The following is a 14,792-nucleotide window of genomic DNA, read 5'->3' as shown; positions in this document are numbered from 1 at the left end:
GTACTTTTCTTTATTTGTTATTACGGTCATATCCCGCTTGCTTAATTTGTAGCCATTCTTGCAATCCAAGGCGATCCAGCTCTTTCAAGTAAGCATCCCATTCCTGATCTATTTTCCCGTTCTGATACCATTCTGTACGCAGACGTAACACGTAGGCGAAGAGATCGGTCTCAATCGTGGACAATCGATCCAGTTCATCAATGGAGAAGAACACACTTGGATATACGTTCTCCGCTTTCATATGCGGAACCATAACCTTGTCGAGAAGTTCCATCCGCCAAGCCGCATCTTCCGGTTTGGTTGTGTATTTGTCATAATAACTGTCGAGAATGGCCAGTGGTCCTGCGATACTGGTTTTTTGTCTGAGTTCCACAGGTGCAGATCCTTCCAGTGGAAGATGCTTCAGCATGCCTTTGGCTTCATCGAATTCAAAAATATTTTGCTGACTCTCGTCTCCATAGGTACCCCAGTTGTTCTGCACAGATTGGAGCGGATCGTACAGTTGGTCTACCCACTTCGCTGTGGATTCCAGGTTTTTATTGCTGCTGGTAATGACCATGCGACCACGATCAAGTCCTATTCCGTTTGTTCTTGTGACATTGACCTCTCCGTTAGGCCCGGCAACCGGAGGCAGAACATCATACGTATCATTCATGCCTGTAATGTTAGCCTTATCCCATGTGAAGTACATGCCGTACTTATTATCCTTGCCTTTCGCCAGGTAAGTGTTCCAATCCTGCTGGTACGATTCGACATCCACGAGACCTTCCTGAACCAATTCATGAATGTATTTAACCGCTTCCTTGTAGCCTTCATCAGCTGCCGTGAAGACCACTTTCCCATCATTGGTTACTACGGTATGATCCCAGTTCTCTCCGAGTCCAAATGCCGCAAAGAGAAATGTCAGATCTTCTCCGCCCGGTTTGTTAATGAAAGATAACGGAATTTCGTCTGCCTTACCGTTGCCATTTGGATCTTGAGTTTTGAACGCGATCAATACTTCTTTCAGTTCTTCGGTTGTCGTTGGCATCTTCAGTCCAAGCTTGTTCAACCATTCCACATTAATCCAGGGTAAGTTATCCACTGCCTGAATCCGTTGTTTGCCACTTCCGAGTTCTTCAATCCATGGGAATGAATAGATATGTCCGTCTGGAGCCGTGATCATGCTCTTGTATTCGGGAGCTTCCTCCAGCACCTTTTTCAGATTGGGCATGTGTTGTTCAATCATGTCCTCAAGTGGAATGATCGCCCCGTCCTTCGCCAGTTTCAGGAGATCATAATCCCCGTAACCTGCATCAAAAATGGCATCCGGCAAATCACCGCTGGCCACCGCCAGATTTCTTTTTTCTGCAAACACATCACTCGTATAGTTCTTCCAGTTGATATGCACATTGGTTTTCTCTTCGAGTCGCTTGTTAATCAACTTGTCGTTTGGATCAGCGGGAGCCAGCGGAGAGCTCTGTGTTATAAAATTCAATGTCACCTTGCCATCAGGGGATTGCGCCTCACTCGCCGCGCCGCCTCCCCCCCCCCCGCCACAGGCGGTTAGAAAGAGCATTGCAGATAACATGGAAATGGATGCCGTTGTAACGGCTTTTCTCGACTTGTTCACTTTTTTCATAATAATGACCTCCATGAGTTGGATTGGATCAACTTACTGTATCGCAGGCTGTTCACTATTTGAGGGAACCGACCATGACACCTTTTTCGAAATACTTCTGGAAGAACGGGTACATGATGATGAGTGGCAGACTCGAAATGACAATCGCTGAGTATTTAATCATCTCGGAGAGCCGTTTCAGTTCTGCCATCGCGAGCTGATCACTGATCATGCCCGGTGCAGCCTGATTCTGAATCAGAATGGAACGCAGAACGAGCTGTAACGGATGCAGGTTCGGATTATCGAGATAGATCATTGCATCAAAATAGGAATTCCATTGCCCAACGAACGCATAAAGTGCGAGTACAAAAATGATAGGTTTCGACAACGGAATGACGATCTGGAAGAAAATCTTCATCTCAGAGGCGCCATCCACGTTTGCGGCTTCTTTCAGTTCTCGAGGGACTCCTTTGAAAAAGGTTCTGGAGAGAATGATGTTCCAGACGTTAACGGCTCCAGGGATAATGATTGCCCACACCGTATCGAGCATGCCGAGATTACGTATGAGTAGATAAGTAGGGATTAATCCCCCGCCGAAGAACATGGTAATGATAAAGATAATCATGAAAAATCCACGTCCCGCGAGTCTATCATCTGACAATGCATAACCTGCAAATATGGATACGGTCACAGTGATCAGTGCAAAAGAAACCGAGTACAATACCGCATTTGCAAACCCCCGGATCATGGCTGGATTGGACAAAATCATCTGATATCCGTCCAAACTCCAGTCCGATACATTAAAGGACAGTCCACGATTCAGTAGAACTGTAGGGTCCATGAATGAGGCGATAACAATATAAATCAGGGGAACAACCACAACCAGTACAGCACAGGTGAGAAAGATGGCATTAAGTGTGAGGATCAATCGATCCATTCCCGTGTGTTTAACAACCATGGATAATACTCCTTTCCTAATAGAGGCCTTCGCCTTCATTCAATTTCTTCACAATCAGATTCACCGTCACCAGCAAAATCACATTGATAACCGAGTTGAACAATCCCACAGCCGCAGAATAAGCGTAGTCTCCAGACTGTAGCCCCACCTTGTAGACATACGTGGCAATAATCTCGGAGGAAGGCAGGTTCATGGACGTCTGCATCAGATAGGCCTTCTCAAATCCAATGGACATAATGCCCCCAGCTGCCAGGATAAAGACGATGGCCATAATCGGGCGAATCGTTGGAAGGTCGATGTGTCGAATGCGTTGAAGGAGATTGGCTCCATCCAGATTGGCCGCATTGTGAAGCTCCGGATCAACATTGGCCAAAGCCGCAACGTATATGATGGAAGCCCAACCGGCTCCGGTCCAGATATCGGACAAAATGTAGATCCAGCGGAAATATTCCGGTTCAGACATGAACATGATCGGCTGACCTGTAATCCATGTGGCTAATTGATTAATTGGCCCTGTCGGTGAGAGGAAGATGAACAACATACCCACAACAACAACAACCGAGATGAAATTGGGTGCGTACAGAAACAATTGAATATTTTTCTTGATGCCAGCTTTGCGTACCTGATTCAACATGAGTGCCAGTAAAATGGGCACCGGGAAACTGAATATCAATCCCAAAAAGCTGAGTTTAAGCGTATTCATTAAAATGATATCGAAATTGGGTGAAGCTATAAATTTCTCAAAATGCTTCAGTCCTACCCAATCACTTCCCATGATGCCTTTGATCGGACTGAAATCCTTAAACGCAATGATGGCTCCGTACATCGGAATGTACTTGAAGATAAGAGTCAAAATTAAGGCTGGTGCAAGCAACATATATAAAAAGTAATTTTTTTTGAGCTGCTGCAACCTATGACCGCTTGTCGTCCTCACTTTCAGTACCCTTCCTTCGCCCTTTTTGCTGTCGGCTATGTTATCCAACACGATACCCCCGTTCATTCTAGAAGTTGACAATTGTTTTCAGTAAGGGCTTTCAATATTTACAATTGCCTATTTAATAATTTACAATTTATCAGGTTTCAACGGATTTAGTCAATACGTTTTGTAAAAAAATATTTGTGCATTTGATCATTTCATCTTTGCATTAATGTAACTAAAGAGGATTAAATTTGCATATATAAAGCATTTAATCATTAATAGCAGCATAGATATTCAAACATTATGACTATAATAGATCATCATTGTTACACTAGTTAACGAAACTTCTGGAACAATGATGAAAATAGAATTCGCCTATCTAAATGTAAATGCAATTGTGCATTTGTAAAACAGAGATTGCTATTTGTCCCGTTCTATTATACATTTGACTTAGAGAAGAATATGGATGACTATTGATGATTAGAGGTGAAGCATTAGATGGCAAAGGAAAAAGTCACGATACAAGACATCGCTGATGCTTTGGGAATCTCCAGGAATACGGCTTCCAAAGCATTAAACGATAGCGGAAACATCCCGGATGAGACCCGAAATCGTGTAATTAAAAAAGCAATTGAACTTAAATATAAACAGTTTGCCTATATGGACAATGAGCATGTTCTAACCAAGCCTCCGGGCAATATCGCCCTGTTAACTGAAAACCTGCCGAATACATCTCACTTTGGTTCGTTGTTAATCAGCGGTTTGGAGAAAAGAATCAGTGCGGAGGGATACAATCTCTCGATTCATATCGTACGTGAAGACGATCAAGATACACTTACACTTCCCAACAATTTTGATATAGCCAAAGTAGACGGCATTATTTGCATTGAATTATTTGATCTGGAATATACAAAGCTGATTACCGATCTGGGCATTCCCACGATCTTTATCGATTGCGCTTCCAACATATGTTATCCCGAATTCCAAGCAGATTTGCTACTCATGGAGAATGAACATAGCATCTACCAGTTAACCACAAAATTAATTGAGAGCGGCTACACAAGTATCGGATTCGTTGGGGATTACAATCACTGCAAGAGCTTTAATGAACGATGGGTTGGATATCACCGTGCGATGCTGGAGGCGGGGTTGCAGGTCGACCTGTCCCATTGCATCCTAGATAATGATCGCCTGTGTTTCTCCAAGCCAGGTTGGTTGAACCAGCGAGTGGCAGAGCTGGCATCCCTACCTTCCGCTTACGTATGCGCTAATGACTTTATAGCAGTCGATCTGATCAGGGCGTTAAAAGATAGAAATGTCGCTGTGCCACAGGATATTGCGATATGCGGATTCGATAATGCACCCCAATCTCGAATTATTGAGCCAGCATTAACGACGGTTCATATTTATAGCAATGAGATGGGCATTAAGACTGCGGAGATGCTGTTATCCCGGATTAATAGTCCGACACAGCCGTATCAGGTCTCCCACATTGTGACCAAACCCATCATCAGGGAGTCCACACCAGCAATCATGGCCGATCATTCTCAGATGGTTCATAGTTCTGCAAAATAAAAAAAACGTATGTCTCACGAGTAACAACTCGTGAAACATACGTTTTTTTGTGGTTTCAATTTGGTTGGATGAAAACTCTATCCTATCCATCGTGGCCTGGATAAAAAATCATCTCGCGATTAGATCTCTTTCAAAATGCCTTTTACAAGTCCGATAAAGGCTGTTTTCACTTGGGCAGCCACTTCAATGACTTCATCATGACTTAACGGCTGATCCAAAATGCCACAGGCCATGTTGGTCAGACAGGAAATACCCAGCACCTTCATACCGCCATGAATGGCAACAATGGCTTCAGGTACCGTGGACATCCCCACTGCATCCGCACCCATCGTACGAATCATGCGAATCTCCGCTGGTGTCTCATATGCCGGGCCACTCCACCATGCATAGACACCTTGCTGCAGGCCAACATTCTGCTCTTCTGCAACCTTAAGGGCAATGCTGCGCAGTTCGCGATTGTATACCTGTGATACGTCTGGGAAGCGCACACCCAGTTCGGCGTTATTCGGTCCCATCAACGGGTTATTGCCTACCAGGTTAATATGATCTGTAATGAGCATCAGTTGACCCGGCTCAAAGCTTGTGTTGATGGCTCCGCAGGCATTGGTGATAAGCAATTGCTCGACACCCAGCGCCTTCATGATCCGAACGGGGAAAGTCACTTCGTCCAATGTAAAACCTTCATAATAATGAAGGCGGCCTTTCATCGCTACAACCGTTTTGCCCATGAGTTCACCAATAACCAATTCATTGGCATGACCGATAGCCTCCGATTGAGCGAAATACGGAATATCTGTATACGGGATAACGGTCGCATTTTCAATCTCGTCCGCGAGCGCTCCCAGTCCCGAACCCAGAATCATGCCTACGGCAGGTTTGGTGTGGATTCGGTCTAATATGTAATCTCTTGCTTCCTGAATATGTGCGGATTGATGCATAATGATATCCTCCTGATGATCTGAATTGAGTTAACGAAAACCGAGTTAATGAGGTGCTACTCATCAAGTGTAATGAACAATGGTCTTGATGTAAATGGAAGCTGTTCTATATACAATAAAAAAACGACCCTATGCTCCAGAATCGTTTAAAAACATGGACATCCCCTAATCCAATGTATATTTGTTTCTACTTTTCATGTAATCGATTGTCATAATAAGCAACAGCATGAATGTAGCAAACATCAGCGGTTTGGCAAAAGTACCTTCTTCAAAGATATAATAACTAAATGCAAAATTTCCGGCAAAAGTAATTAAATAGTTTCGGATGCAATCCATCTTCTCATCTCATTTCAGGAAAGAATTTGGTTCACCATTTCTTCAACCCTATCACACAATTCCATTTAATACCATATTTTTATCATCCGCACAAATCAACGCCTCTATCATTCACGAGATAGCCGTACTGTATAATCTATATTGAGTAAAGCAAAAAATCGGCCACATCGTGACCGATTCTCTCCACTTCCCTGATGTTCAGGACATAGGGTTAATGATACGCCAAAATGATTCTTTAGGCTGCAACTGCTGATCAAAAACAAAAGGCCAATTTTTGCGTCCGCGTACCGGGAAATGATCTAACCAAGTATAATTGTCGGCCACTCCCCAGAACGTCACAGAGGTAATGGATGATTTATACTCACGGAACAAATTGAAGATTTCTTCATAACGACGTTCCTGTAGCTCGGCCATTTCCGGAGTGGGTGCAGTAAGATCGGTTCGACGATCCTCATAACGGAACACCGACATATCCAGCTCCGTAACATGCAACTGCACATCCAGTGAAGCATAACGCTCAATAGCCATTCGGATCTCCTCAATCGATGGACCATGAATATTCCAATGTCCCTGCATGCCTATTCCATGTACAGGTGCTCCCTTGTCCAGCAAAGAACGAACCAGATTGTAGATCTTCTCCCGTTTGACCGGATCCGTCTCATTGTAGTCATTATAGAAAAGAAGGGCATTTGGATCAGCTTCATGAGCCATACTGAACGCTTGCAGCAAATAGTCTTCTCCCACTAGCTGTAGCCACTTCGTGTCCCGCATGAACAGGTCGGTCTTATCTTCAACAGCTTCATTAACGACATCCCACGCATATATTTGCCCCTTATACCGACCTACTACCGTGTCAATATGTTGCTTCAAACGAGATAATAGCAGCTCTCTGGAAGCGGGAGCACCTGAGGTATCCTCAAAAACCCATTTCGATGTTTGATTATGCCAGACCAAAGTATGTCCGCGAACCCCAATCCCTTGGGCAACAGCAAAATCAACAATTTTATCCGCCGCCTCAAATGTATAACGATCCTCTTCCGGGTGAATTTCTTCGAATTTCATCTGATTTTCAGCCGTGATGCTATTGAAGTGTTTGGCGATGAAATCCCCTTCGGACTGCAACATTCTGGTATGTACAGCAGCACCTATCTTGAACGTATTGGCGTAAGCAGCATGTAGTGATGGAATTTCGGTTGGCATTTACGATTCCTCCCTGCCATTTTTTATCCATCATATCGTTTGTTGAATACGCTTACAATGAACAAATTATACTTCTTCCCCCTCATATTTAACTATTTATGATTCTGGGCCCTCTTCGCAAAACAAAAACACCTCCACGTTCGTTCCACTGCTCACCGCAACAGAACATTTCTCGGAAGGTGTTTTGTGATCGGGAGGTTCATTTAAATTCAACTCATGTACAAAGAGGGTATGAAGCGTTACAGCTTGTCTACCTGTAACAAGGTCACTTGTTTCACTGTGCATGCCGGGTTAATTTGCTCCTCGGACAGAATGTTCAGCCTGATCAGGCTTTTCAGCTTATGGCTGTCTACCTTGGACAACAATCGCCAGATGTCCGGGTCTGGAAGAGAAGCATACAGCTTCTGATCATCGTATTCCTTCCGGTTCTGAAGCACTGTTTTCACGGTGTAACCACCAACCTGCGTCTCATAGATCCCTTGTTCTGCACAATACGCGACAATCTCATCTCGTAGTACAGACAACTGCTGCTCAATATCTTTTTGCTGCTGCTTCAGGTCAAAGTAGGTTTGTACTTTCTGCTCCATATCGATCACGCTCCTCTACTCTCATAGGTATGCGAGGATCGCTAGTTTAGGACTGGCTGTTTATTTTATTTGAACAGCAGGTGTTCATTCAAATACGGATTATGGACAGCCATGCTGTGAACCCTTTCCATTACATCTGGCCCCATGGGTACATCCCCAACGCGCCTTAACAGAATCCAGCGCAGGCAAGCCACAGCTTCAAAAACCTGCTCCTCTTCCAGCGTGTACACATAACTTGCAGAACGTGCAAATTGAGCGTGATACATCTCGCCGTAACTTTCCCCATTATAGATGGTGATCAGAAAAACAGACCATGCCATATCGTACCTTGGATCACCATACTGCCCATTAGTCCAATCGATGATGGTGTAATGGTTGTCCATCTCAAGAATGTTTCCCAGATTATAATCGCCATGAATCAAGCGGTCCTGTCTGATCTGGACCTGCTGAATCAAGTTTGCCAGAAGATCATTTATATCGTCATGTAATTCAATTTGAGGAAAAAAGTATTGAACAAAATCGTACCTGAATATGTATTCTTCATCTTCTCCAATCTCCACTTCATTCACCGGAAAACGATGGACCTCCATTAATCGCTCAGCCAAATGTGTCAGTTTAGTTTGTGTTAATTGAGTAAACGGCTTTCCATCATAGCTCGTTAACAGCACTTGATTCTCTTGCTCGTCTAATCCCCAACCATAGGGTTTGGAAACACGAATTCCATTTTGATAAAGCTTGGACAATAATCGATATTGTTTGGCGATATCCGGCTTGGAATCCTTGTCCCAGACTTTCAATACGTACCGCTGATCTTCCATTTCAATTCTCATCACACTCGCTTCCAGTCCAGGTGGCAAGGGAATGATCTGAACCTCCTGTTCAATCACCTGCTGGATACGTTCATCCAGTTCGATCCAATTCATCTGGCTAAGTTGAATTGTCATCATTCTCCTCCTTCCATGTTATGACCGCCTCTCCCTGTTAGTCAGGTATAATCAGGCCTTTGCCAATGACATTGGCGGATACAGGCTGCTTACCCAATTCTCTGGCCCATACCGACAGCTGACCCATATGGTGAATCTCATGGGCGATCACATGTCGCATAACTTCTCCCCATGAATCTGTACTGGCCTTGCCAGCTGAGCGATGATCGATATATGCTCTTTTTTCCATACTTGAATCCCATGCTCTAACAAACGCCTCCACATCAGGACGTAACTTGCGATCGAGTCGCCTTACCGCCTCAAGATTCTGGTAGTTTGCAAAATCTTCCGCATCATCCGGTTTGCCTTGAAGCAACTGAAGCCAGCTCCACTCTACATCAATGATATGAAATAATGTTTGTAATATGTTGCCTACTCCGCCCGTGCGAGGCTGAAGCAATTCTTCAAGCGGTACATCTTCACACCACACATACCATTGCTCACGCACCATCCAGTTATAACGAAAGAATGTTTCCATTGGTATATTCCCCTTTATCAGCATATTTTTCAGAGAGATTTGATCAATTCTGTATTGGCAAAGGTATCCTCCGAATGTTGAAGATCACCATAAATTCCGCTAATCTGATTGAATCCGGATTTGATCCAAAAGCGTAATGCAGGCCAATTTTTGAGTGCCACGTTAATTCGAATTTCCTTGTAACCAAGCTCAGAAAAGTGAAGAGTCAGTGCCTGAATTAATTCTTGTCCATATCCCTGCTTCTGGATCTCGCTCTGGATATATAGAAATTCGAGATAGATTGAATCCTCGGAGGGATACCCATGGTATACACTTAACAAACCAATATAGCGGTCATCCTCATTCGTGCGAATGGTTTGAATTCGATAATTTTCCAGCCTGCCTCCCGGTGGAAGGTGGCCTTCTTCAAAACATTCTTTTACATAATTCAGCTCATGCTCTCGTCCATCCCATTGATGTAAGTACCGACTGGTCTCATATATGGACTCAAGTTCAGGAATATCGGATTCTTCCACGTCCGAAATAATGAGTCTATCTGACTTCCATTCTACTGGAAGTTGTTTCATCGTAATCACTCCATCTTTACGTTCTAGTTAATTTCCTTTTTATATACAAGATTACATGAATTCCTGCATAAATAAACAGGACATTGAACAAATATAGAAGTACATTTAAAGAGATGCCAGATATAAACCAGATTGTTCCGTCAGAGTTAGCATAATGATAATCCGTAAAGAATCGGATCGGGAAACCATACTCTGTTCGAAGCGGATCATCTTCAGTATGTAAGGTGCCAGGAATACATATGATGGCTAATACAGCAAGCCAGGCTGATAGATTCATTATTCTTTTGTTAATCGTCAATACCTCTCCCCCTTATTCAACACTAACGGTATCTTTACCAAAATACGTCCCTTTCAACTTTTGATCCATAAAGTCTCTTAAGTCCTTTTGATCAAATATATATTTAGAATCTCTATTAAATCTGCTTTTTGTGGATACTATAATCTGTTTCCGATTGTATTGAATCGTAACTTTAGCGTTATGCTTTAATTTCAAAGCAATTCCTGCACTAATGCTCCCTGTGACATCATCTACTGGTATTTTGGCTGATGCCGGGGCTGCATTCAGCCAGCCGACTATACGGCTAATGTCTTCTTTACTTAACGTAACATTGTCAATGCTAACGTGTGCTCCACCGTCGCCTGTCCTGGTGTACACGACTATGCTCATCTCTGTGCTTATCACTTGATTTCTTGAAATCGGCTTATTTGGATCTGGATTACTCGTGATTAGAAAATACAAAAACATGATTGCCGCACCTATGAAAAACCAGAATCGCCTACGTTTTCCTAGCATTACAGCGCATTCTCCGTATCCACCACGTTGGCAAACAGTCTCAGTACCGTATTGTGATGTGCAATAATCTGCTCTGCTTGAAGCGTCTTTGAATTCCATGTGCTGTGCGCATCTTGAACCAGATTGACCGTGTATCCGAGACTGGACGCTCTGCGGCAAGTCGTGTCTACACATACCTCAGTCTGCATACCCGCGAGAATCAACTTCGTCACGCCATTATCTTGCAATTTCAGATGCAGATCGGTTTTGTGAAACGAATCCGGTGTCTCCTTTTCAATAACGAGGTCACCAGCTATAGGTGCAATGGACGGATGAATGGCCCACCCCGGAGTTCCTCGTTCCAGTGGACTGCCTGCCCCTTCGCTGTGCTGGATATATATGATGGCATGCCCTGCTTCACGGGCCCTAGAAATTAATACCTGGATCTTCTGAAGCAATCGTTCCCCCTGATAGACGGGATCTGCTTCATCAAACATCGCTACCTGTATGTCAATGATTAGAAGTGCACAATGCGTTGTCATTTTGCTTTCCTCCTGGCAAATCAATTTAATTCAAATCTTTCTTCTTCGTATCTTTAACAAAACTTCCAATCCCATATCAATCAGTACAAATAGGATAGCAGCAAGAACGCCAAATAAGGTCAGAACTAACGTCTCTTTGAAATCCAAGATTGCTTCTCCTGCGCCCATGACCACATAATAAATATACATGCCTAAAACTCCAACACATGCATAACTCAATATCCTCGTACTTAGATACAATACATGATTAGGGAATTGTATTCGGCTGAGCAGATAGTCCATCAATATCGATAAAGGTAGCCCGATCAACAGGATCAAGGGAGTCGCGTATACCAGATAAATAAGAATGTAAAAATCAAAACTGTAGGATTCATTCATCGATATGAGACTTGCAGCCAAAGTAAAACAAATGATGGTTAGAACGGTTGTTATCAGCTTTCTTCCCATGTTCATCTCATCACTCCAATACAGTTATCTCTATTCATTGGATGTGCTCATGCGTCAGATTTTGCCGGCTGCCATCCGATTTCTTGAGACCAACTATGTGCTCTCTGTAATATGCTCCACACCATTGGTCCTTTTCCTTCAACATATTTGGGACGCTCATCTTTATACAGTGATATGAGTCTGTGCTTTTCTTCCGCATAGTTCAAACAATCTTCTGGGTGTTCCCTTAAATAGTCTCTGAACAGCAAGGTCATCTGCTCGGAGAAACTGCCTACCTGTCTAACGTGTATATGTATCCTTCTGTTTCCGGGTTCTTCACGAAAGTAACGTTTAGTCTTATCCGAATTTTCTGCTCTGAATACAAATCCGACGATTTCGATCTCACGCTTGTAGTCCAACAGATTCTCAACATTGGAAACAGATAGTTGTATATCGATAATAGGTTTAGCGTCTATTCCCACAATTGAAGTGGACCCAACATGATCAATCCGCACGGCCTTTTCTCCTAACGCTTCTCTTAATTTCGAACCCGTTTCGAGAAACAAATCACGCCATGCCGGATCATACTTTGCAATTCTCCATTGATCCCCCATACAACTCCTCCTTGGTTATCCAATCAAGCTATATAATTAAATAACACGTTCTTTTAACCTTTTGTTACATGTAGATTATTTAGTGATGCCATATTGATATCATGCAAAATCATCATTGTTTATCCCTAGTTCTATTTGTTTTTTGGATTCAATCATGTATTCGTACACATCATCAATTTCTGTTATCCCTTTAATATTCTCTTTTAACAGTTCAATAATTAAATTATAATCACTCTCTCTCATCCTTATATCTTTCAAATAGTTATCGTTATAGTCATTCATAAAATCTAATTTGTTCTTATAAAATCGAAATCTCTCCAAAACATATACTTCCTTAAGATTAATAAATAATGCTACAAAATCCTTAAAGTTTCTGGCCACTAAAGTTACTTGATTACCAAACGCCGTAGGTTGGATAAAGATAACCGGAGCTTCTTCCAAATCACTAATGGATCTGTTAAACGTGAAAAAAGCAAAATGGTCACCATCTGCCCCTGTTCTTCCAAATATAATGGCATCATCTGGCGTACAATAGTATCTATCATCATTGTTAAAACTAATATAAAACCCCACATAATCATGAAGGGTCGTATCATGTTCTTTACGTAATTCCTTATCTATTCGAACAATGCCTTCTAATGATTCCGGCATTTTATAATGTACTCCCAAGTTTGAATACCTCTCTTCTGTTAGCTTTTATTAATATATATATATTTTGACACAAATTCACAAAAAGAGAAGGACCCTGAGGCCCTCCCCTTAACTTCTCAATGATACTCACACTTGAAATTTGTAAACTCAGCTACAGCATTTTCACCCGTCGCGTATAGACCAATAAGTACGCCTGTAAAACCTCCTGCCACCTCCGAGGATAGGTATCTCGTCTGTGCCGTGCCCAGCAGAATCTCTTCACCATCTGCTTGAAACAGGAAACTGTAGCGTTCTTGGCTTGAGCGGATCACCAGCGTTGCATACTGTTTATTTCCCAATTCCACTTCATGTTCTATCGATTTGATATCACCGATATTTAGACGCTCGACCACCTTATAACCGTCCTGCTGCCCACGAATAGCCACTTCATAATGATGATTCTCATCCATGTAGATCGTGATACCGGCTTCTCCACTCGTTACACTGACATCAACTGAAATTGTTGCATTAAAGTCTTTTTGACGTAGCCCGATGAACGTTGGGGATGCCGGAACGTCCAGCGTTACATCGGTTCCTGTTAGCGTAAGCTTATCTGATTCAAGCTGATAATGCTTTGTATTTGGATGACGAAGGTAACACCAGTCGAGGTTCCAGTCTGTATTTTCAAACGTATAATGCTTCTTATCCTGCTGGATCACCGTGTCGGGAATGCGATTCGTCTCAAAACTCGTCAGTGTTGTGCCTTCATGCCCGGCTGTAAACCATCCGTCTTCACCAAACGTAATTGGAGTCAGAAATACTTCTCGACCCAGATGATGGTACGTAGCCCATCTGCCAATCTGTCGGAATCCCAGGTGAAAGAGCCACCAGTTCCCCTGATCATCCTGAACCAGATCACCATGCCCTACTCCCTGCAACTCATAACCTCCCAGATTGCGGTTGGTCAGAACTGGATTGTGCGCATAGGCTTCGAACGGTCCCGAAGAAGAAGTGCCCCGAGCATACGTAACCATATGACCATATTCGGTGCCGCCTTCAGCTGCAAGCAGGTAATAGTAGCCGTTCATTTTATAGAGATGCGGACTTTCCAGATATCGTCCACCTGTTCCGTTCCATATTGAACGACTCGGGGTCAGTTTGCGGCCAGTTTCAATTTCAAGCTCGCACTGGACAATTCCACCAACGCCTTCATCATCCACCCCGTTACTCATAAACAAGGTCTTTCCATCTTCAAAATACAAATCGGGATCAATTCCGCCTTGATCCACATAGATAGGCTCAGACCATTCTCCGTAGATATTATCCGTCCAGACATAGAAATTTTGATGTGTCGTATCATTCGTTGTCACCATATAAAAACGCCCGTCATTGTGCCTGATGGTTGGGGCAAATACACCCCCGGAGCTGTTCACCGTCTCGAGTTGAATCTGGCTTTTACGAGTCAGGCAGTGACCAATCTGCTTCCAATTCAGCAAATCCTTGCTTTCAAAGAGCGGTACGCCCGGAAAATATTGAAAAGAACTACACACCATATAGTAGGTATCGTGCACCTTAATCACACTAGGGTCTGGATAAAAACCTTTTACAACAGGGTTATTGTATTTCATTACTCCACTCCATCTCTTTTATAAAATTCACAAATATAAG

Annotated in this window: 17 protein-coding genes; 1 reads left to right on the top strand and 16 read right to left on the bottom strand. The window is 43.1% G+C overall.

Translation table 11 applies throughout. The annotated features are described in order from the left end of the window. Window positions 1-10: 10 nt before the first annotated feature. Genes FE296_RS18270 through FE296_RS18260 form a run of 3 tightly spaced genes read right to left on the bottom strand, consistent with a single transcriptional unit; the run spans window position 11 to window position 3,435 of the window. Complete coding sequence (locus FE296_RS18270; protein WP_150365899.1) at window positions 11-1,621, bottom strand: ABC transporter substrate-binding protein; 1,611 nt, start codon at window positions 1,619-1,621, stop codon at window positions 11-13. 55 nt (window positions 1,622-1,676) lie between these two features. Continuing rightward, entirely contained in the window at window positions 1,677-2,558 is an 882-nt protein-coding gene (locus FE296_RS18265) for a carbohydrate ABC transporter permease (protein WP_036617174.1), read from the bottom strand. A 16-nt stretch (window positions 2,559-2,574) separates the two neighbouring features. Next, window positions 2,575-3,435: an ABC transporter permease gene (locus tag FE296_RS18260; protein WP_223200008.1), complete on the bottom strand. Its 861-nt coding sequence runs from the start codon at window positions 3,433-3,435 to the stop codon at window positions 2,575-2,577. Between the two features lie 540 nt (window positions 3,436-3,975). Here FE296_RS18260 and FE296_RS18255 point away from each other — a divergent pair. Continuing rightward, window positions 3,976-5,052 carry a LacI family DNA-binding transcriptional regulator gene (locus FE296_RS18255; RefSeq protein ID WP_124115715.1) on the top strand — a complete coding sequence of 359 codons (1,077 nt, stop codon included), beginning with the start codon at window positions 3,976-3,978 and terminating at the stop codon, window positions 5,050-5,052. Window positions 5,053-5,171: 119 nt separating this feature from the next. Here the strand turns inward: FE296_RS18255 and FE296_RS18250 are convergent, their stop codons facing one another. The 13 genes from FE296_RS18250 to FE296_RS18190 all read right to left on the bottom strand — a co-directional run bounded on the left by FE296_RS18250 (window position 5,172) and on the right by FE296_RS18190 (window position 14,752). Then, on the bottom strand, window positions 5,172-5,990 hold the full coding sequence (locus tag FE296_RS18250; protein WP_124115714.1) for a purine-nucleoside phosphorylase: 819 nt from the start codon (window positions 5,988-5,990) through the stop codon (window positions 5,172-5,174). 165 nt (window positions 5,991-6,155) lie between these two features. Next, window positions 6,156-6,326: a hypothetical protein gene (locus tag FE296_RS32855; protein ID WP_167483657.1), complete on the bottom strand. Its 171-nt coding sequence runs from the start codon at window positions 6,324-6,326 to the stop codon at window positions 6,156-6,158. 198 nt (window positions 6,327-6,524) lie between these two features. Beyond that, window positions 6,525-7,526, bottom strand: coding sequence for an endo-1,4-beta-xylanase (locus FE296_RS18245; protein WP_150365898.1), 1,002 nt, complete (start codon window positions 7,524-7,526; stop codon window positions 6,525-6,527). A 239-nt stretch (window positions 7,527-7,765) separates the two neighbouring features. Further along, complete coding sequence (locus FE296_RS18240) at window positions 7,766-8,113, bottom strand: hypothetical protein (RefSeq protein WP_150365897.1); 348 nt, start codon at window positions 8,111-8,113, stop codon at window positions 7,766-7,768. Window positions 8,114-8,178: 65 nt separating this feature from the next. Continuing rightward, window positions 8,179-9,057 (bottom strand): aminoglycoside phosphotransferase family protein, encoded by an 879-nt coding sequence (locus tag FE296_RS18235; protein WP_150366027.1) that lies wholly within the window; start codon window positions 9,055-9,057, stop codon window positions 8,179-8,181. Window positions 9,058-9,094: 37 nt separating this feature from the next. After that, window positions 9,095-9,574: a DinB family protein gene (locus FE296_RS18230; protein WP_124115710.1), complete on the bottom strand. Its 480-nt coding sequence runs from the start codon at window positions 9,572-9,574 to the stop codon at window positions 9,095-9,097. Between the two features lie 29 nt (window positions 9,575-9,603). Then, a complete protein-coding gene (locus FE296_RS18225; protein WP_124115709.1) occupies window positions 9,604-10,140 on the bottom strand; it encodes a GNAT family N-acetyltransferase in 537 nt (178 codons plus the stop codon). Between the two features lie 310 nt (window positions 10,141-10,450). Further along, a complete protein-coding gene (locus FE296_RS18215) occupies window positions 10,451-10,933 on the bottom strand; it encodes a hypothetical protein (RefSeq protein ID WP_150365895.1) in 483 nt (160 codons plus the stop codon). Then, window positions 10,933-11,454: a cysteine hydrolase family protein gene (locus FE296_RS18210; RefSeq protein ID WP_124115707.1), complete on the bottom strand. Its 522-nt coding sequence runs from the start codon at window positions 11,452-11,454 to the stop codon at window positions 10,933-10,935. The genes FE296_RS18215 and FE296_RS18210 overlap by 1 nt, the downstream gene beginning before the upstream one ends. A gap of 30 nt (window positions 11,455-11,484) precedes the next feature. Next, complete coding sequence (locus FE296_RS18205; protein WP_150365894.1) at window positions 11,485-11,907, bottom strand: hypothetical protein; 423 nt, start codon at window positions 11,905-11,907, stop codon at window positions 11,485-11,487. 41 nt (window positions 11,908-11,948) lie between these two features. Further along, the gene (locus FE296_RS18200) at window positions 11,949-12,494 is read right to left on the bottom strand and encodes a GrpB family protein (protein WP_150365893.1); all 546 of its coding nucleotides are present in this window, start codon (window positions 12,492-12,494) and stop codon (window positions 11,949-11,951) included. A 99-nt stretch (window positions 12,495-12,593) separates the two neighbouring features. Beyond that, window positions 12,594-13,145 (bottom strand): hypothetical protein, encoded by a 552-nt coding sequence (locus tag FE296_RS18195; protein WP_150365892.1) that lies wholly within the window; start codon window positions 13,143-13,145, stop codon window positions 12,594-12,596. 116 nt (window positions 13,146-13,261) lie between these two features. Then, window positions 13,262-14,752, bottom strand: coding sequence for a glycoside hydrolase family 43 protein (locus tag FE296_RS18190; RefSeq protein WP_150365891.1), 1,491 nt, complete (start codon window positions 14,750-14,752; stop codon window positions 13,262-13,264). Between the last annotated feature and the right edge of the window lie 40 nt (window positions 14,753-14,792).

The organism is Paenibacillus sp. UASWS1643, from assembly GCF_008693195.1.
In the GTDB taxonomy this organism is placed as follows: domain Bacteria; phylum Bacillota; class Bacilli; order Paenibacillales; family Paenibacillaceae; genus Paenibacillus; species Paenibacillus amylolyticus_B.
Note: the sequence above shows the minus strand (reverse complement) of the source record. Positions and strands in the feature narration are given on the sequence as shown.